The organism is Devosia sp. Z11_6 (assembly GCF_058133665.1).
Window position 1 is genome coordinate 116,800 of sequence record NZ_JBYUNQ010000004.1, and the last position, 16,037, is coordinate 132,836.

Here is a 16,037-nt window from a genome sequence, read left to right on the forward strand (position 1 = left end):
GATTGCGTCGCCGCCCCGTTCGGGCAATCTGGGTAACGGGAGGAATCGCCTTGAGTTTGATCTTCAACGAGCGGACGAAATTGCTCGCCAATGCCATGGATCGGGCATCCACCGCATGCCTGACGGTCGGCGTATTTGCGCCCGTGGCGGCGATCGTTTATGGTGCGACCGGAACAGCGATGGCCAGTTGGGCGTTTGTTCTGGGCACGATCAGTTGGCTTTCTGCGGCAGCGATACTACATATTGTGGCGAGGCTAACTTTGGGACGGTTGAAGCCATGACATTTCTGGAAGTTTTTGCATTCCTGATCTTGCCGGCGCTGGTCGCGGGCATGGGCGGCGTGGCCTATTGGCTGCATGGCCGCGATGCAGACATGCACGAGCCGCGCCCGACCAAATAAACCACCAACTACCGCAGATCTAAGCCGACCCCGGAGCCCCGCTTCGGGGTTTTCTGTTTTCAAGGACATCCGATGGCCAACTGGTTCAACCGCCTCGCCGGCGGGCGCACAAACACGCCTCCTGAACGCAAGGAAAGCGGTGGGCACACCATGCTCAGTTTCAGCCAGCTTGGGGCCGCCAATTGGAGCGGGCGCGGCTTCGGTAGCCTCGTCAACCAGGGTTTTGCCCGCAATCCCGTCGTCTATCGCTGCATCCGGCTGATCGCCGAAGCGGCCAATCGCGTGCCGCTGGTGGTGAGCGAGGGCGGGCAAAAGCTCGACGACCATCCGTTGGCGCGATTGCTCGGGCGGCCCAATGGGCGCCAATCCGGCGGGGAGATGCTCGAAGCGGTTTATGCGTACCTCCAAACCGCGGGCAATGCCTATCTGCAGGCCGCGGTAGTGGAGGGGCAGGTGCGTGGACTGTTTTGCCTGCGGCCCGACCGCATGAAGGTGGTGGCGGGCAGCGATGGCTGGCCGGTGGCTTACGACTATACCGCCGGCGGGCGCACGGTGCGGCTGCGCCAGGATGGGGCGCCGCTGCCGGCCGTGTTGCATATGGCGCTGTTTCATCCCGCCGACGACCATTATGGGATGGCGCCTCTGGAGGCCGCGCAAACCAGCCTCGACATCCACAATGCCGCGGGGGAGTGGAACAAGGCGCTGCTCGACAATGCCGCTCGACCCTCCGGGGCGCTGGTGTATTCGAGCGCTGCCGGCAATCTGAGCCCCGACCAATTCGAGCGCCTCAAGGCCGAACTCGAGGCCGGGTTCGCGGGGGCTGCCAATGCCGGCCGCCCCATGGTGCTCGAAGGCGGGCTCGACTGGAAAACCATCGCCCTGTCGCCCCGCGACATGGACTTCATCGAGGCCAAGCACGCCGCGGCGCGCGACATTGCGCTCGCTTTTGGCGTGCCGCCCATGCTGCTCGGCATTCCGGGCGACAACACCTATGCGAACATGGCCGAAGCCAACCGCGCCTTGTGGCGGCAAACGCTGATCCCGCTCGTCGTGCGGGTGGCCGACGATCTCAGCAACTGGCTGGCGCCGGCCTTTGGCGGAGCGGTGATCACCCCCGATTTCGACGGGGTGGAAGCGCTGTCGGAAGACCGCAAGGCGCTGTGGGCGCGGGTCGGCGGCGCCGATTTTCTGAGCGCCGCGGAGAAGCGGGCAATGCTGGGCGTCGACTAGGCCCCCCTCAGCCAGACCCAACCTTTCCGATCCTCGGGAGACCGCAATGGACCTGACCAAAACCGTCGTGGAGCGGGGGGATCTGGCGCATTTGGCGCTGTTCCTGTGGGCGACCAGTTCCAGCACGCTGCTGGTGTGGACGCTCAAGGAACTGGCAGCGGCCAATCGCCGGTTCAACGACTTCGTCACCGAAATCGCCAACCTCAACCGCCTGTTCAAAAAGGGAGACTGACCCATGGCCACCAAACCAAGCCGCGGGCAAGCACAGCACACCTTCCGGCAATTTGCCTGGAACCTGGCGGGCACGCTCGCCACCGGCAAATCGGGCGAGCGCCCGGCCCAGCCCACACCGCGCAAGGATGCGGGCGGCGGCAAGCGCTGATGGCAGCCATTCCGATCGACGGTGATGGGCGTTTTTCCGGCTATGCCAGCCTCTTCGGCCGGCTCGATGGCGGGGGCGACATCGTCATGCCCGGCGCCTTTGCGCGCAGCCTCAAGCAGCGGCGCGAGCGCATCCGGCTGTTGTTCCAGCACGACCCAACCGAGCCCGTGGGCATCTGGGAAACCATTGGCGAGGACAGCCATGGCCTCTTTGTTGCCGGGCGTCTCGTGGGCGGGGTGCCGCGCGCTGACGCGCTGCGCCGGCTGATCGAGGCGCGGGCGCTCGATGGCCTGCTATCGGCTTTCGCACCGTCAAGGCCACCCGCGACCGACCGAGCGGACACCGCCGGCTCTGGCAGATCGAGCTGTTCGAAATCTCGATCGTCACCTTTCCCATGCTCGAGGAGGCGCGGATTGCGCGCTCGCACGAGCTGACCACCGGCGCGGCCATCATGGCGGCGACGCAAACCCTTCGCAGCAACTGAAAAGGACACGGCATGGACCGTATCGAGCAGCAGGCAATGGAAACCAAGGCGGGCACCGGCGGCGATGTCGCGGCCCTGTTCGCCGACTTCTCCTCGGCCTTCGAGGAATTCAAGCGCACCAATGACCAGCGCCTGGGCGAGCTGGAACAGCGCGGCGCGGCCGATGGCTTGCTCGAGGGCAAGCTCGACCGCCTCAATGCCGTGCTCGACGGGCAAAAGCAGGCCATGGACCGCGCCCTGGCCGAGCGGGCGCGACCGTTGCTCGACGGCCAGGCTGGCACGGAGGAGGGCGGCGAATACAAGCAGGCCTTTTCGGCCTATGTGAAGCGGGGCGAGGAAAAGGCGCTCTCGAGCGGCGTTGGCGCCGACGGCGGCTATATCGTGCCGACCCAGACCGAGATCGAGATCGGGCGGCTGATGACCGCCGTTTCGCCCATTCGCGCCATTGCCGGGGTGCGCCAGGTATCGAGCGCGGTTTACAAGCGGCCCATTTCGCTGACCGGGCCGACTGTGGGCTGGGTCGGTGAAACGGGGGCGCGGCCCACCACGGCGAGCCCGGTGCTGGCGGAGCTGAGCTACCCCACGATGGAGCTTTACGCCATGCCGGCCGCGACCGCATCGTTTCTGGACGATGCGGCAGTGGATGTGGGGCAGTGGATCGCCGAGGAGGTCAACGCCGCCTACGCCGCCCAGGAAGCCACGGCCTTCGTCAACGGCGATGGCGTCAACAAGCCCAAGGGCTTTCTCGCCGCGCCCACTGTGGCGAAAGCCAATTGGAGCTGGGGCAATCTAGGCTATCTCGCTACCGGCGTCGCCGGGGCGCTGCCGGCCAGCAATGCCAGCGACGTGCTGATTGACCTCGTTTATGCGCTCAAGGCCGGGTACCGCCAGAACGCCAGCTGGGTGATGAACCGCAAGGTGCAAGGCGCGCTGCGCAAGCTCAAGGATGCTGACGGCAACTATCTCTGGCAGCCCGCGGCATCGGCCGAAGGCAAGGCGCGGTTCATGGGCTTTGACCTGGTGGAAGCCGAGGACATGCCCAACATGGCGGCCAATTCGTTCTCGGTCGCCTTTGGCGATTTCCGCCGCGGCTATCTGATCGTTGATCGCCAGGGGGTGAGCGTCTTGCGCGACCCCTTCTCGAGCAAGCCCTATGTGCTGTTCTACACCACCAAACGTGTTGGCGGCGGGATTGCCGACTTTGACGCCATCAAGCTCCTGAAATTCGCCACCGCGTAAAGTCCGTGAGCCTGGCCAGCTAGGGCGGAGGCTCTGCGCTCCGGTGCTCACGTACTCAAGTACGCTGCGCGCCGGTGCTCGCGCCTCCACCCCATCTGACTCAGGCTGACGGACTTTAGGGTGCCGTACTGTTGGGGCCTGGATAGCCAAATTCAGTGTGAGGCAGATCGGTGCGCTGCCGGAGCACCCTCGCCCTCCACACCCCACCCTTGATCCCTCCCCCACAAGGGGGAGGGTGTCGACTGGCCATTCGGCAAACCAACCACAAGGCAATCAATGATGACGTCCTATCTTCTCGCGGGGCCCGCGGAGGAGCCGGTTTCGCTTGCCGAGGCCAAGGCTTTCCTGCGGGTCGACGATGGCGCCGAAGATGCGCTGATCACCACCCTGATCGGTGCGGCGCGCGTGCATCTGGAAGGGGTGACGGGGCGCGCGCTCCTCGCCCAGACCTGGCGCATTGTGCTCGACGACTGGCCGACAACCCGCTGCGTGCGGCTGCCGGTCACCCCCTTTATCAGCCTGCTCGACATCAATGCGGTCGATGATGTCGGCGGGTTGCATCCCATCGCGCTGGCGCAGTTTTTGAGCGAGCCCGACCGGCTGCTCCTGCCTGCCACCGTCAGCGGCATGCCCCGGCTGCGCGAGCAGCAGGGGCTCGAGATCGACTATGTCGCAGGCTTTGGCACCGAGCCGGAAGATGTACCCGCTGATATTCGCCAGGCGCTGCTGGTGCTGGTGGCCCACTGGTTCGAACATCGTGATGCGGTGATCATCGCGGGGTCCGGCGCCGTCGTGCCGAGCGGGTTCGACCGGCTGGTGCACCGACACAAACAGGTGCTGCTGTGAGCGAGCGGGTGCCACCGGTCGGCACGCTGACGGACCGGGTAACCCTCAAGCGCCGCGAACTAGTCGACGAAGGCGGGGGCGGGCATGCCAGCCTCCTCGTGCCGCTCGGCAATGCCTGGGCGCGGGTGCGCAGCCATGCCGGTCGGGAGGGCCAAAGCGCCGATGGGCGCGTCGTCGTCATCTCCCACACCGTGGTATTGCGCTTTCGCCGGGATCTGGGGCCGGGCGACCGCATCATCTATCGCGGCCAGCCGCTCGAAGTGGTGAGCGCGGGTGATCTCAATGGCAAGCGCGCTTTTCTCAGCTGCGCCTGCACGCAACTGGCCAGGGCGGGCTGAAACCATGCACCCGATCACGATCTTGCAGGGGGCGCTGGTGGCGGCCTGGCTCGCCGATCCCGCTTTGCTGGCGCAACTGGGACCTGACGGGGTGGTGGACGCGCCCCCCAAAGGCCGGGCGCCGCCCTTCATTGTCGTGCTGCGCCACGACCTGTTGGCGCGCGACGGGGATGCCGCGCCCGGCTTCGAACATCGGTTGCGGCTCCATATCTGGTGGGGCGAGCCGAGCCGGCGGGGCGTGCTGGCGCTGGCTGAACGCACGGTGGCGGTGGCACTGGGGGCAGCGCTGGAGAGCCCCGGCTTGCTGGTGACCCATCGCGCCCATCAGCGCACCGACAGCACCATCGACACCAAGACCGGCCAGGCCCGGGCAGCGATCACGCTGCGCTTTTTCACCGAGCCGACCGGCTGAGCCGGTCGCGGCCTTTTCACCATTTTCGGGGAGATTTTGCATGGCGGCCCAGAGCGGCAAGAACATGTTGCTGAAGCTCGACCAAACCGGGTCGGGCAGTTTTCTGACGGTGGCGGGACTACGCACCCGCCAGTTGGCGCTCAATGCCGCGGCGGTGGACACCACTGACAGCGAAAGCGCCGGACGCTGGCGCGAATTGCTCGCTGGCGGCGGGATCAAGCGCGCTTCCGTTTCGGGCTCGGGCATCTTCAAGGATGGCGCTTCGGACGCGCAGATCCGAACGCTGTTCTTTGGCGGCACCATCCGCAACTGGCAGCTGCTGATCCCCGATTTCGGCACCGTGACCGGCCCCTTCCAGATCGTGGCGCTGGAATGGGCGGGCGATCATGCGGGGGAAGTAACCTTCGAGCTGGCGCTGGAAAGCGCAGGCGAGCTCAGTTTTGCCGCGGTCTAGCTTGGGGGAGAGAGCAATGGCGATTGAGCAGCGGGGTGAGATTGACGCCACGATCGGCGGCGAGCGGCGGGTGCTGTGCCTGACGCTGGGGGCGCTGGCGGAACTCGAAGCGCGGCTGCAGGCCGGGGACCTCGTCGGGTTGGCCGAGCGCTTCGAGGCGGGGCGGGTTTCGGCACGCGATCTCCTCGCGATCCTGGGGGCAGGGCTGCGCGGTGGCGGCAATGCCGTCAGCGACGAGCAACTGTCCGGTATGCCCATTGAAGGCGGGCTCAAGGGCGCGGCCGAGATCGCGGCGCGCCTGCTGCGCGCGACTTTTGGGGACGCGACATGACGCCATTCCCATGGGAGGCAGCGATGGGCTTTGGCTTTGGCGTGCTGCGCCTGGCGCCGGCGCAATTCTGGGCCCTGACGCCGCGCGAACTTGCGGCCGCCTACAAGGCGCTGGTTGGCGAAGGGCGCTCGGCGCCAGGGCGCAATGAACTCGAGCAGATGATGGAGCGCTATCCCGATGGCCGATGAGCTTTTTTCCGATGGATTTGGCGACGAACTGGGCGCGGTGACGCTCGAGCTGGAGCGCATCGGCGCGCTGGCCGACGGGGTGGCGCGCTCGATCAGCACGGCGTTTCGGGGGGCGCTCAGCGATGGCAAGTCGTTCAAGAGCGTGTTGGGCGACATCGCCCGGGCCTTTGCCGATTTGGCGCTCAAGGCGGCGATCAAGCCGCTGGGCAGCATGCTAGGCGGCTTGGTCGAAAATCTCTTCACCGCCACCAACCCGGCGCTGGGCGGAGTGACGCCGTTTGCCAAGGGTGGGGTGATCGCGAGTCCGAGTTTTTTCCCCCTGCGCGGTGGACTGGGGCTGGCCGGAGAAGCGGGACCCGAAGCGATCATGCCTTTGCAGCGGGGCGCCGATGGACGGCTGGGGGTTGCGGCCGGTGCTGGCGGTGGGCCGGTGCAGGTGACGTTCAATGTTACGGCCAGCGATGCGCGCAGCTTTGTGCAAAGCGAGGCGGAGGTGAGCGCCATGCTGTTGCGCGCGGTGCGGCGGGGCAGCCGGGGGAGTTGAGGGGGCGTTTTGCTGAGGCATCCGGATGCCTGGTGGGGCCTGAACCCCACCCTGTCCCTCCCCTCAAGGGGGAGGGGCGCTCTCGGTCACCTTCGCCTTCCTATCTTCATCGATAGTGCGGCTCCGCCCGTTCCTCATCCTGAGGGCGGTGGGCTGTTGTCTTGTTCAAGGAGCCGTTCATGTCCTTTCACCCCGTTCGCTTTCCGCTCGATATTGCGCTGGGGGCGCGGGGTGGGCCGGAGCGCAGGACCGATGTGGTTCAGCTCGCCGGTGGCGGGGAAGCGCGCAATGGGCGCTGGGCGCAGTCCCGGCGGCGATACAATGCGGGCTATGGCGTCAAATCGCGCGCCGACATGCAGGCCGTGCTGCAGTTCTTCGAGGAACGGCGTGGACGCCTGCATGGCTTTTTGTGGCGGGACGGGCTCGATCATTCCTCGGGCGGCGACCCGCCAAGGCCGCTCGACCAGACCATCGGCACCGGCGACGGCGTGCGCACCAAGTTCGCCTTGTGCAAGCGCTATGGCGCCAATTTCGATCCCTATCTGCGCCCCATCACCAAGCCGGTGGCGGGCACGGTGCGGTTGTCGGTGGGCGGGGTGGAGCGCACCAGCGGCTGGAGCTGCGATGCAGCAACTGGCGTGGTGCAATTTGCCGTGGCCCCAGCCGCTGGGGCCGCGATCACGGCGGGGTTCCTGTTCGATGTGCCGGTGCGCTTCGACACCGATCGGCTCGATGTCGAGCTGACGAGCTTTGATGCCGCCTATCTGCCCGACATTCCCCTGGTGGAGATCTTGCCGTGAAAGTTCTGGATGCCGGACTGGCCGCCCATCTTGATGGGGGCGAAACCACGCTCGCCCACTGCTGGCGGATTACCCGAAGCGATGGGCTGGTGCTCGGCTTCACCGATCACGATCTGACCCTCGATATTGACGGCACCAAGTTTGTGCCCGCCCATGGGCTCGATGGCGGCGAAGCGCCGGCGCGGCTGGGGGCGGGAGTGGATACCAGCGAAGTGCTGGGTGTGCTCCATGCCGATGCGATCACCGAGGACGATATTCTGCTCGGGCGCTTTGATGGCGCCGAGGTCGAGACCTGGCGGGTGAACTGGACCGCACCCGAGCAGCGACTGCTGCTGCGGCGCGACACGATCGGGGAGATCGTGCGCGAGGATGGCGTGTTTCGCGCCGAACTGCGCTCACCCCAAAGCGGGCTCAACCGGATGGTGGGGCGCATCTATGGCGCGCTCTGCGATGCCGAACTGGGGGACGGCAGGTGCCGCGTCGATCTCGATGCGCCGGCCTTTCGCGCCGAGGCCACGGTGGTGAGGATCGAGGATGCCAACCGGCTGGTGGTAGCTGGGCTGGAAGGCTTTGCCGAGGGCTGGTTCGCCTTTGGCACGGCGCTGTGGGGCGGCGGCCCGCGCGTGGGCCTGCGCGATCGCGTCATTAGTCATGCGCGGGTGGGCAGCACGGATGTGCTGGGCTTTGCCGCGCCAGTCGGTGAATTGGTAGTGCCGGGCGAGGCGCTGGAGCTTTGGGCCGGGTGCGACCGGCGCCTGGCCAGCTGCCGGGACAAGTTCGGCAATTCAGCCAATTTCCGCGGCTTCCCGCATATTCCCGGCAGCGACTTCGTGCTCCGCCATCCCCGCTCGGGTGATGCGCTGGATGGCCGGGCGGTGGTGCGATGAACCCAAATCTGGTGGTCGGGGCGGCGCGGCTGTGGCTGGGCACGCCGGCAGAACATCGGCAAGGTATTGAACCAAGGCACCGCTGACCTATTCATGTGACATTCAGTTATATGTTTTTAAGGTGGCGTTATGAGAACCATGAGTCCCAAACCACCCATGTCCGCCGCCCTTGCTTTAGCTGTTGTGCTTGCGCTTGCCTGGGTGGGTCCGGCCAGCGCCCAGGCGTGCCTTGATAAGCGCGAGATCCAGGAGGCGGTTTCGAGCGGGCAGATCATGTCGCTCAATGCCGTGCTCGCCTCGGCCGGGGTTGACCGTAATGCCGAAATCCTGAGTGTGCAGGTCTGCGACCAGGGCGGCAGGCTGGTTTATGTCATCGGTGTGCTCAGTCCCGATGGCGCCGCGCAGAACCTGGTTGTATCAGCGCAGTAACGGCAGCATTAGGGGCACTCCATGCGAATTTTAGTGGTCGAGGACGACACCAGTCTCAATCGCCAGCTCAAGGAAGCGCTGACTGACGCAGGCTATGCGGTGGATGTCGCCTTTGACGGCGAGGAAGGTCATTATCTCGGCGATACCGAGCCATACGACGCCGTGTTACTCGATATCGGCCTGCCACAGATGGACGGACTCTCGGTGCTGGAAAGCTGGCGGCGCGGGGGCAAGACCATGCCGGTATTGCTGCTGACGGCGCGCGATCGCTGGAGCGACAAGGTGCAGGGCATCGATGCGGGTGCCGACGACTATGTGGCCAAGCCCTTCCATATGGAAGAAGTGCTGGCACGGCTGCGAGCGCTGGTGCGCCGGGCGGCCGGGCTGGCCTCAAACGAAATCACCGCCGGCCCCGTGCGGCTCGATGTGCGTTCAGGGCGGGTAACTGTGGATGGGCAGGCGGTCAAGCTCACCAGCCATGAATTGCGGCTGCTGAGCTATCTGATGCACCACAAGGGCAAGGTGATCTCGCGTACCGAATTGACCGAGCACCTCTATGATCAGGACTTCGACCGCGACAGCAACACGATCGAAGTGTTTGTGGGGCGGCTGCGCAAGAAGCTGCCGGAGGATTGCATCCAGACCGTGCGAGGACTGGGTTATCAGATCGCCGAGGACTAGTGGGTGAGCACTGCTGCGGCAACGCTGAAGCGCAAGGGCTCGATAACGGCGTCCTTGTTCTGGCTGTCGGCCGGCTGGCTGGTTGTGGCGCTGGTCGCAACGGGCTTTTTGCTGTCCGATCTGTATTCGCGCGCGCTCGACACTAGCCTATCGGACACGCTCGATTTCCATCTGGAGAGCCTGGCCGGCGCCTTGCTGGACTCAGGTGATCCGACCAGCAACGCCATTTCCCTGGCCGATCCCCGCTTTGATCGGCCCCGCTCGGGCTGGTACTGGGTAATTCGCGATGCCAACGGCACCCTGTACAATCTCTCGACCTCGGTCGTGGGTATTGATCTGCCGGTGATGATGGGCCCGCCCGATGCGCTGGGCCGCCGCACGGCGGTGATGGATGACGCCTTTGGCACCAATATGCGGGTGGTGGAGCGCACGATTACGCTTGCCCCGACCACTTACCAGGTGGTGGTGACCGGCAATCTCAGCGAAATTTTGCAGCTGGTGGATGAGTTTCGCGGCCAGGCCTTTGTGGTGCTGGGCGCGGTCGGAGTAATGCTGGCGATCATGAGCGCCATTGTGGCGCGCATTGCCATGCGCCCGATTGCTCGCCTGAGCCAGTCGATCGAGGCCGTGCGCTCTGGCGAGAGCGGAGCGGTGACCGGCACCTATCCGGTGGAAATCGCGCCGCTGGCCGAAGAGGTCAACGAATTGCTGCGCTCCAATACGCAGATCATCGAGCGCGCCCGCAATCAGGTGGGCAACCTAGCGCACGGGCTCAAGACCCCTATTGCCGTCTTGCGCAACGAGGCCGAAACTCGCCAAGGCGCGCTGGCCGATGTGGTGCTCGCCCAAACCGACAAGATGAGCGGCCTCGTGGCCACTTATCTCGACCGGGCGCGACTGGCGGCGCGCACCTCGGTGGTTGGCAAGCGGGCCGACCCGGCGGCCGTCCTGTTGCGGTTGACGCGGGTGATGGGCAAGATCCACCCCAATATCGATGTGCGCTACGATCCGCCCGGTGGGGCAGTCCCGTGGTTCCGCGGCGACGAAGCCGATCTCGAGGAGATCACGGGCAATCTACTGGATAATGCCTGCAAGTGGTCAAAGGGGGAGGTGCGGGTTCGGCTGGCCAGCGAGCAGGGCGACACCGCTACGAGCCTGTTGATCCGCATCGAGGACAACGGCCCCGGCCTGTCCGAGGAGGATGCTCAGAAAGTGTTGCGCCGCGGCGTCAGATTGGACGAGAAGACGCCGGGAAGCGGGCTAGGGCTGGATATCGTCAAGGAACTGGTTGATGTGTATGGCGGCAGCCTGCAGCTCAAGCGTTCGGCGCTGGGCGGGTTGCTGGCAGAACTGCGGTTGCCGACGGTGCGCTCCTCGAGTGCCGCCAAAGGCTGACGCATTTCCGCCACATTGCGTCCCAACAAGCACTTACCCCTTCGCGAGAGCCCGCAGATGAACCGTTTAGCATTCCTGGCACTGCCGTTATTGCTGTCGAGCCTTGCCGCTTGTTCAAGCACCGGAACCACGACCCAGGCGGTGCAAACAGCCCCCGTTGTCCAAGCGCCAGTAATCGCCGCGCCAACCACGCCAAGCCCGGCGCAGACTACCCAGCAGGCGATGCTAACCACCAGCATTGCCAATGGCTTTGTGGATCCGGCAGCGCTGGCCCTGATGTCCTCGAAGGATTCGGCAGAAGCCAACAGCGCCCAGTTCTATGCGCTACAGTTCGGGCGCCCTGGCGCACCGCGCCAGTGGGCGGGCGACAAGGGTGCAACCGGTGCGGTGAGCGTAGGCCCCTATGTGCGGGTCAACAACCTCGATTGCCGCGACTTCACTCACTCGGTCAAGATCGGTGGGCAGGACTATACCCGCAAGGGCACAGCCTGCCGCGAGCAGAACGGTAACTGGGTCGTCGAGCGCGGCGCGGCCTGATCGCGTCGGTGCAGCAGGGATTGTTTACCGAACGCGGTTAGCATTGGAGGGTCATTCCTCCAATGCACGCCCGTTTCATGGCCCAAGCTGCTTTGCGCACCGACCCCACGGCCCCGCCATCGCGATTGGGCGGCGACGCGGTCATGCCGGCGCCCGTTTTTGGCGGCCTGCTCGATCCGGTACTGGTTGAGCATCGGCTGGCCTTTGCGTCATCAAGTTGCATTGCGCGGCAAGACGCCAGCACAATATGGCGCTTTGTTGTTCGCGACCTTTGTCCCGACCTGATCCCGCTCGCTGCGCTTGATGGACAGCCCTACGGAGCTGACGAGTTCCTGGCTGTAGTGGCTGTGGTAGCTGACCGCATCCGCGCTGCGATGACGGCAGCGGCGCGCGACCCCGAAGCGGCCCGGCGCCTTGGAGCGCAGTTGGGCGGCGAGGCTGGTTTGGCGGCGCTGCCCCTGGTGCTGACAGGCTTGCGGGGCTGGCCGCTGCTCGGCAAGGCGCACGCGCTAGGTCAGGCGATCAACGCCATCAGCGATGATGGGGCGATGGAGAGGGCCCTTGGGGCGCTGCCGCTCGCCGATCCACCGCTTGCGGCGCTGCTGTTTCACGCCATCCTCACCGGGATCAGCAATCCAGCGCGAATGGTGTTGGCGGCGATCAAGGCCGCGGGCGGGGCAGGAGAGGCGCGTCACAGCCAGGCGGGGTTTGCCCCGCTGGTAGAAGCCTCGTTCGCCCATGCCCAGCAGCAGGCGCTGGGCCTGCTGCCGCAAAGCGGGTTCGCCGACATGGATCTGGCGTGTCAGCGTCTTGAGCGCTACCACCGCTTGCTCCGGGCCTTGACCGCCAATATCGAATTTGCCCGGGCCAGTCGCTGGAGCGGGATGCTGAACGGCATTGTCAAGCTAGCATCGGAGCGGGTCGAAGACCGGCTGCGCGACGTGGTGCCGGACCTGAATTCTGCCCTGCGACGCGCCCGGTCGGGGGCGGATCGCCTAGATGCCGATCGCATGCTGGCGGCGATCAATGGGATCTATCTCGTCGCGGCAATCCGCGCCTGTAGGGAGTCGCTGGCGGTCAACGCGCTTTTCGATCAGGTTTGGGCGCAATCGGGCGAAGCGCTTGAGCTGCACTGCAAGCACAATCTTGAACTGCTGCAGACAGATCCGCATGACCTCATCATTGCCGCGCGGCTGGATGGCGCCATCACCATGGCGCAGGTGCGTTTCAATCCCGCCTATGCCGAAACGCTACGCCGCGCCCGTGCCACGGCCGAGCGCCGCAGCTAGATCCATGTCGTCGCGATAGGGCGCGATAAGGCGGATGGGGATGGCCCCGCCATGATCGCGCAGGCTGGCCCACTCACCGACTTGCGCCCCCGGCTTGCCGATCAGGGCGATGGCGCCACCATCGAGTGCGGCCACGACAACCCCGATGGCGTTCCGCGGATCGCTCCGGTCCGAGGCGAGATGGATCAAGGCGCCCCGATCCAGCGCCCGAGCTTCGCCCGGCGCCACTAGCCAGAGCTTGGGGTCGTTGCCAAGGCGCCCGGCAAGGAATGGTGGTACCAGTCCAGCCTGGCTCTGCCGACCAGGTGGCACTGCTGGTGTGGCGTCCCCCAAAGGAATCACCGCCGCGCGCTCTTGGGCGACGTGGCCGGCGCTTTCGGCTGGAATTGTTCCGAGCTGAACCGCGGCCGCGACTTCCGCCACGCCAAGAGACTGGGCATCGGCCAAGCTCCCCTTAGGGCGGGGACGATGCAGGAGCCAGCCTCGCAAATTGTCAGTGGCGGAGTCAGCGGCAGGCGCAACCACATGCAGCCCACTTTCGCTCAAAAAAGCCTTGTCCGGCAGGGCTGCGGCTTGCAGCGAGATAGGCGTTGGCGCATCGGGGGTTTCATACAAGGGGTCGATCAGGCGCTCCTCCACCTTGGGGCGCTGCTGCCCGGTCAGCGCATAAACAGCATCGGCGCCACTCATCATGCAAGCCTGCCGGCTGAGATATGCGCCTGCCGCACCTGCAAGCGCGATGCCGGGCAAGGTGCCCTTGGGCACGAGGCGCGCGGTGGTTCCATCCCAGGTGCTGGCCCCGCCCGCCATGTGCCAAAGGCCCAGGTCTGGCTGGAAGCCGCCACAGACCAGGACGCGGTCAACGGCAAAAGGAGCCTCTTGCCGGCCCAAGTTGCCAAGTGCGAGTTGGGGAACGGCGCGCAAACCGCGCTCGCGTTCGCCCGGCTCAATGCTCCCGAGCAGGGTGCCCGGTGCCATGGTGATGCCATAGGCCTTGCAGAATTCAATGAAGCGCGATTGCGGCTGCGGGCGCGCGTCAAGCGTGCGGCGCACTGTTATGCCCGCATCGCTGGCCAGCATGGCCAAGCGATAAGCTGCATTGCTGACGGTCGCCACCAAGGCCGACTGGCCCGGCCAAACCCCGTAGCGGTACGCAAGTTCAAATGCGTCAAGCGTCGTCATGACGCCAGGCAGCCGGTTGCCCGAAAAGATCGGCAGGCGTTCAATTGTTCCGGTGGCCAGCACGATGTGCGGAGCCGCAAAATCCAGCACCTGGCTGGTCCAACTCCCCCCATCCTCCTCCACCACATGCGCCCGTACCAGGCCCGGTGCTGCGGCAAAGGCTTGGGCGCGTGTGACAATGCGGATTTTGCCGGTTTGCTGAATGGCCGCGACAAGCCGGGAAATGCTCTCGTCGGGAGTTTCCTCGCCCTCTTGCGTGCCAAACAGGCGCGCCGAACCGCCAAGACAAGGCGATGATTCCACCAAGGTGACGCCAAGGCCCAGAACCAGGCCCGTCAGTGCCGCCGTCATCCCCGCGACCCCACCGCCCACCACAAGGAGATCAGACGGGGCAGCAGGCGTGGGACCCTGATTGCGCCAGGCTTCGGGCAAGGCGTCCAGGCGATCCAGCTGCAGGTCCAGCGAGCGGGAAGGGCCGAGCAGGCGACGAACCCTGCCGAGCGGTGACGTGCCTGAGGGCCCTGCGGGATCGGTGACCATCTCGGCGCCATTGACCGCAGGCGCATGCTGCATCGGCACGGCCGGCCCGCGCGAGCCCGTGGAACTGATAACCGAAACGGCAGGAGCAAAGCGCGGGCCAAGCCCCAAAGGGCGTCCGCCCAAGCGGCCTATCGCCTCAATGCCACTCGCGAGGGCCGCGCTGAGCACAGTGTCGCCTTCAAAGCCCTCCACCTCATATCCGTTGAGCTGGAACTGCACAGGGCGGCTTCGATCGATCTGGGTGCCGGCAAAACTGTGGCCGCCTGCAGGGTCGAGCCTGTTGGGTTGTTGGCTCAAGACGTCGCCTCCAATGCAGCAGCACCTAACTCCGTTACAACTGAGCTTTGCGTCGGGCGCGCCGGGGTGCGGGCCTCGATCCAGCTTGCTTCCTGGGGCCTCGCCACGCCAGCTAGCCAGCGCGCGAACGCCGGAGCGAGGAACGCACCCGCCGTGCCAAGCCCTGCCAGGATGGTGGGTCCGGTTTGGCTGATGCGACCGAGCAGCGGAGCACTATCGGGGCCAGCGACAGCATGGTAGCGGGCCTGGCCTACCTGTACCCAGCCCGATTGTGGGCCGGTGACCTGGCGCAGGGACGGGGCAAGCTCATCAACCCCGCCGTCGCCTACTCCCGAAACGCCCCCACCGGCTGTTTGCACCACAACCATGTCTCGATCCAGTTGAAGCACCAGCGGCGCCGCAAGTTGCGGCAGCGCCCGGAGCAGCAGGGTAGCGCGCGGACGCAAAGCCGCGAAGGTCGCAAGCTCGGCAGGCGGCACATTGCCCAAAATGGCTTCATCATCGGCAAGGACAAGATGATTCGCCCGCGCCTGCCACTCCTCGCTCCACAGGGTGCCTCCGCCATCCCCGTCAACGGAGATATGCGCCAACGATGCCTCGAGATAGGTCACTCCTTGCGCGGCCCCCCAGCTCGCAAGGCCCGGCTGCAGCGCCGGCCGGTGCAGCAGGGCGACGTCGCGCAAGATCCAGCCTTGCTGGCTGCCACGCAAGCTCGAAAGGGGCACCGGCTCGACCTCGTGGCCAAAACCCTGCGCTATGTGCCGGATATGGTCGAGCGCCGCCACTCCTTCGGGCTCCTCGCTGATGAACAGCGGATTGGCGCGCGACCAGCTTTCGCGCCCGGCTGCCTTGCTGATCGTCCGAAGGGTTTCGGGCACGGTTTGGTCGAGCAGCGCCCATGTTTCTGGCCGGGTCAGGGCACCCGCCGAAAGGTCAAAGCCCCGCGGCAGGCGCAGGCCGGACTGTCGTTCGCCGACCTGGATCACGCGGCGCCGATGTTGACCCGCCAGCAGGCCGGCCAACAGCATGGCCAAAGGGGTCGAGCCCACGATGGCAATGTCGAATTGTGTAGCGATCATTGGCGGTCACCGACCAGGGCCTGTGGCAAACCGTCCCCCTCAAGCCTGCGTGTTTTGGTGGTTTTTCCCCACA

At 65.7% G+C, this 16,037-nt stretch carries 22 protein-coding genes and 1 pseudogene; 21 read left to right on the top strand and 2 right to left on the bottom strand.

Annotated features, from left to right (window positions below; all coding sequences use genetic code 11):
* Positions 1-50 precede the first annotated feature (50 nt).
* The 21 genes and pseudogenes from AC3YMN_RS12815 (at position 51) to AC3YMN_RS12915 (ending at position 12,866) form a co-directional block, all read left to right on the top strand.
* Entirely contained in the window at positions 51-281 is a 231-nt protein-coding gene (locus tag AC3YMN_RS12815) for a hypothetical protein (protein WP_172122753.1), read from the top strand.
* Positions 278-400: a hypothetical protein gene (locus tag AC3YMN_RS12820; protein ID WP_282567733.1), complete on the top strand. Its 123-nt coding sequence runs from the start codon at positions 278-280 to the stop codon at positions 398-400. Before AC3YMN_RS12815 ends, AC3YMN_RS12820 begins: the two co-directional genes overlap by 4 nt.
* A 72-nt stretch (positions 401-472) precedes the next feature.
* Positions 473-1,630 (top strand): phage portal protein, encoded by a 1,158-nt coding sequence (locus AC3YMN_RS12825; protein ID WP_489890301.1) that lies wholly within the window; start codon positions 473-475, stop codon positions 1,628-1,630.
* A 46-nt stretch (positions 1,631-1,676) separates the two neighbouring features.
* The gene (locus AC3YMN_RS12830; RefSeq protein WP_172122755.1) at positions 1,677-1,862 is read left to right on the top strand and encodes a hypothetical protein; all 186 of its coding nucleotides are present in this window, start codon (positions 1,677-1,679) and stop codon (positions 1,860-1,862) included.
* Positions 1,863-1,865: 3 nt separating this feature from the next.
* Positions 1,866-2,012, top strand: coding sequence for a hypothetical protein (locus AC3YMN_RS12835; RefSeq protein WP_489890302.1), 147 nt, complete (start codon positions 1,866-1,868; stop codon positions 2,010-2,012).
* Between the two features lie 86 nt (positions 2,013-2,098).
* Positions 2,099-2,496 (top strand): annotated as a pseudogene (locus AC3YMN_RS12840) (HK97 family phage prohead protease).
* A 12-nt stretch (positions 2,497-2,508) separates the two neighbouring features.
* Positions 2,509-3,735, top strand: coding sequence for a phage major capsid protein (locus AC3YMN_RS12845; RefSeq protein WP_489890303.1), 1,227 nt, complete (start codon positions 2,509-2,511; stop codon positions 3,733-3,735).
* A gap of 279 nt (positions 3,736-4,014) precedes the next feature.
* Positions 4,015-4,581: a head-tail connector protein gene (locus AC3YMN_RS12850; RefSeq protein WP_489890304.1), complete on the top strand. Its 567-nt coding sequence runs from the start codon at positions 4,015-4,017 to the stop codon at positions 4,579-4,581.
* Positions 4,578-4,919 (top strand): phage head closure protein, encoded by a 342-nt coding sequence (locus AC3YMN_RS12855; RefSeq protein WP_489890305.1) that lies wholly within the window; start codon positions 4,578-4,580, stop codon positions 4,917-4,919. Before AC3YMN_RS12850 ends, AC3YMN_RS12855 begins: the two co-directional genes overlap by 4 nt.
* 4 nt (positions 4,920-4,923) lie before the next feature.
* The gene (locus AC3YMN_RS12860; RefSeq protein WP_489890306.1) at positions 4,924-5,331 is read left to right on the top strand and encodes a DUF3168 domain-containing protein; all 408 of its coding nucleotides are present in this window, start codon (positions 4,924-4,926) and stop codon (positions 5,329-5,331) included.
* Between the two features lie 40 nt (positions 5,332-5,371).
* Positions 5,372-5,785, top strand: a complete 414-nt coding sequence (locus AC3YMN_RS12865) for a phage major tail protein, TP901-1 family (protein ID WP_172122762.1) — start codon at positions 5,372-5,374, stop codon at positions 5,783-5,785.
* A gap of 16 nt (positions 5,786-5,801) precedes the next feature.
* Complete coding sequence (locus AC3YMN_RS12870) at positions 5,802-6,116, top strand: gene transfer agent family protein (RefSeq protein WP_489890307.1); 315 nt, start codon at positions 5,802-5,804, stop codon at positions 6,114-6,116.
* On the top strand, positions 6,113-6,304 hold the full coding sequence (locus AC3YMN_RS12875; protein ID WP_489890308.1) for a rcc01693 family protein: 192 nt from the start codon (positions 6,113-6,115) through the stop codon (positions 6,302-6,304). Before AC3YMN_RS12870 ends, AC3YMN_RS12875 begins: the two co-directional genes overlap by 4 nt.
* The gene (locus AC3YMN_RS12880; RefSeq protein WP_489890309.1) at positions 6,294-6,848 is read left to right on the top strand and encodes a phage tail tape measure protein; all 555 of its coding nucleotides are present in this window, start codon (positions 6,294-6,296) and stop codon (positions 6,846-6,848) included. Before AC3YMN_RS12875 ends, AC3YMN_RS12880 begins: the two co-directional genes overlap by 11 nt.
* 179 nt (positions 6,849-7,027) lie before the next feature.
* The gene (locus tag AC3YMN_RS12885; protein ID WP_489890310.1) at positions 7,028-7,648 is read left to right on the top strand and encodes a phage distal tail protein, Rcc01695 family; all 621 of its coding nucleotides are present in this window, start codon (positions 7,028-7,030) and stop codon (positions 7,646-7,648) included.
* Positions 7,645-8,535, top strand: a complete 891-nt coding sequence (locus tag AC3YMN_RS12890) for a DUF2163 domain-containing protein (protein WP_489890311.1) — start codon at positions 7,645-7,647, stop codon at positions 8,533-8,535. The genes AC3YMN_RS12885 and AC3YMN_RS12890 overlap by 4 nt, the downstream gene beginning before the upstream one ends.
* Positions 8,536-8,673: 138 nt before the next feature.
* Positions 8,674-8,964 carry a PepSY domain-containing protein gene (locus AC3YMN_RS12895; protein ID WP_172122771.1) on the top strand — a complete coding sequence of 97 codons (291 nt, stop codon included), beginning with the start codon at positions 8,674-8,676 and terminating at the stop codon, positions 8,962-8,964.
* Positions 8,965-8,985: 21 nt separating this feature from the next.
* On the top strand, positions 8,986-9,645 hold the full coding sequence (locus AC3YMN_RS12900; protein WP_489890312.1) for a response regulator transcription factor: 660 nt from the start codon (positions 8,986-8,988) through the stop codon (positions 9,643-9,645).
* Positions 9,646-9,648: 3 nt separating this feature from the next.
* The gene (locus AC3YMN_RS12905) at positions 9,649-11,040 is read left to right on the top strand and encodes a sensor histidine kinase (protein ID WP_489890313.1); all 1,392 of its coding nucleotides are present in this window, start codon (positions 9,649-9,651) and stop codon (positions 11,038-11,040) included.
* A gap of 57 nt (positions 11,041-11,097) precedes the next feature.
* A complete protein-coding gene (locus AC3YMN_RS12910; protein WP_489890314.1) occupies positions 11,098-11,577 on the top strand; it encodes an RT0821/Lpp0805 family surface protein in 480 nt (159 codons plus the stop codon).
* Positions 11,578-11,654: 77 nt separating this feature from the next.
* Positions 11,655-12,866, top strand: coding sequence for a hypothetical protein (locus tag AC3YMN_RS12915; RefSeq protein ID WP_489890315.1), 1,212 nt, complete (start codon positions 11,655-11,657; stop codon positions 12,864-12,866).
* Here AC3YMN_RS12915 and AC3YMN_RS12920 read toward each other — a convergent pair.
* Both AC3YMN_RS12920 and AC3YMN_RS12925 read right to left on the bottom strand, forming a co-directional pair.
* On the bottom strand, positions 12,828-14,885 hold the full coding sequence (locus AC3YMN_RS12920; RefSeq protein ID WP_489890316.1) for an FAD-dependent oxidoreductase: 2,058 nt from the start codon (positions 14,883-14,885) through the stop codon (positions 12,828-12,830). The genes AC3YMN_RS12915 and AC3YMN_RS12920 overlap by 39 nt on opposite strands.
* Positions 14,882-15,964 carry an FAD-binding oxidoreductase/lyase gene (locus AC3YMN_RS12925; RefSeq protein WP_489890317.1) on the bottom strand — a complete coding sequence of 361 codons (1,083 nt, stop codon included), beginning with the start codon at positions 15,962-15,964 and terminating at the stop codon, positions 14,882-14,884. The genes AC3YMN_RS12920 and AC3YMN_RS12925 overlap by 4 nt, the downstream gene beginning before the upstream one ends.
* Positions 15,965-16,037: the final 73 nt, after the last annotated feature.

Coding starts and splice junctions, on each gene's coding strand:
- AC3YMN_RS12835 (WP_489890302.1), top strand. CDS start 1,866: ATGGCCACCAAACCAAGCCGCGGGCAAGCACAGCACACCTTCCGGCAA.
- AC3YMN_RS12885 (WP_489890310.1), top strand. CDS start 7,028: ATGTCCTTTCACCCCGTTCGCTTTCCGCTCGATATTGCGCTGGGGGCG.
- AC3YMN_RS12865 (WP_172122762.1), top strand. CDS start 5,372: ATGGCGGCCCAGAGCGGCAAGAACATGTTGCTGAAGCTCGACCAAACC.
- AC3YMN_RS12915 (WP_489890315.1), top strand. CDS start 11,655: ATGGCCCAAGCTGCTTTGCGCACCGACCCCACGGCCCCGCCATCGCGA.
- AC3YMN_RS12880 (WP_489890309.1), top strand. CDS start 6,294: ATGGCCGATGAGCTTTTTTCCGATGGATTTGGCGACGAACTGGGCGCG.
- AC3YMN_RS12820 (WP_282567733.1), top strand. CDS start 278: ATGACATTTCTGGAAGTTTTTGCATTCCTGATCTTGCCGGCGCTGGTC.
- AC3YMN_RS12825 (WP_489890301.1), top strand. CDS start 473: ATGGCCAACTGGTTCAACCGCCTCGCCGGCGGGCGCACAAACACGCCT.
- AC3YMN_RS12845 (WP_489890303.1), top strand. CDS start 2,509: ATGGACCGTATCGAGCAGCAGGCAATGGAAACCAAGGCGGGCACCGGC.
- AC3YMN_RS12830 (WP_172122755.1), top strand. CDS start 1,677: ATGGACCTGACCAAAACCGTCGTGGAGCGGGGGGATCTGGCGCATTTG.
- AC3YMN_RS12895 (WP_172122771.1), top strand. CDS start 8,674: ATGAGTCCCAAACCACCCATGTCCGCCGCCCTTGCTTTAGCTGTTGTG.
- AC3YMN_RS12860 (WP_489890306.1), top strand. CDS start 4,924: ATGCACCCGATCACGATCTTGCAGGGGGCGCTGGTGGCGGCCTGGCTC.
- AC3YMN_RS12870 (WP_489890307.1), top strand. CDS start 5,802: ATGGCGATTGAGCAGCGGGGTGAGATTGACGCCACGATCGGCGGCGAG.
- AC3YMN_RS12925 (WP_489890317.1), bottom strand. CDS start 15,964: ATGATCGCTACACAATTCGACATTGCCATCGTGGGCTCGACCCCTTTG.
- AC3YMN_RS12875 (WP_489890308.1), top strand. CDS start 6,113: ATGACGCCATTCCCATGGGAGGCAGCGATGGGCTTTGGCTTTGGCGTG.
- AC3YMN_RS12850 (WP_489890304.1), top strand. CDS start 4,015: ATGACGTCCTATCTTCTCGCGGGGCCCGCGGAGGAGCCGGTTTCGCTT.
- AC3YMN_RS12910 (WP_489890314.1), top strand. CDS start 11,098: ATGAACCGTTTAGCATTCCTGGCACTGCCGTTATTGCTGTCGAGCCTT.
- AC3YMN_RS12900 (WP_489890312.1), top strand. CDS start 8,986: ATGCGAATTTTAGTGGTCGAGGACGACACCAGTCTCAATCGCCAGCTC.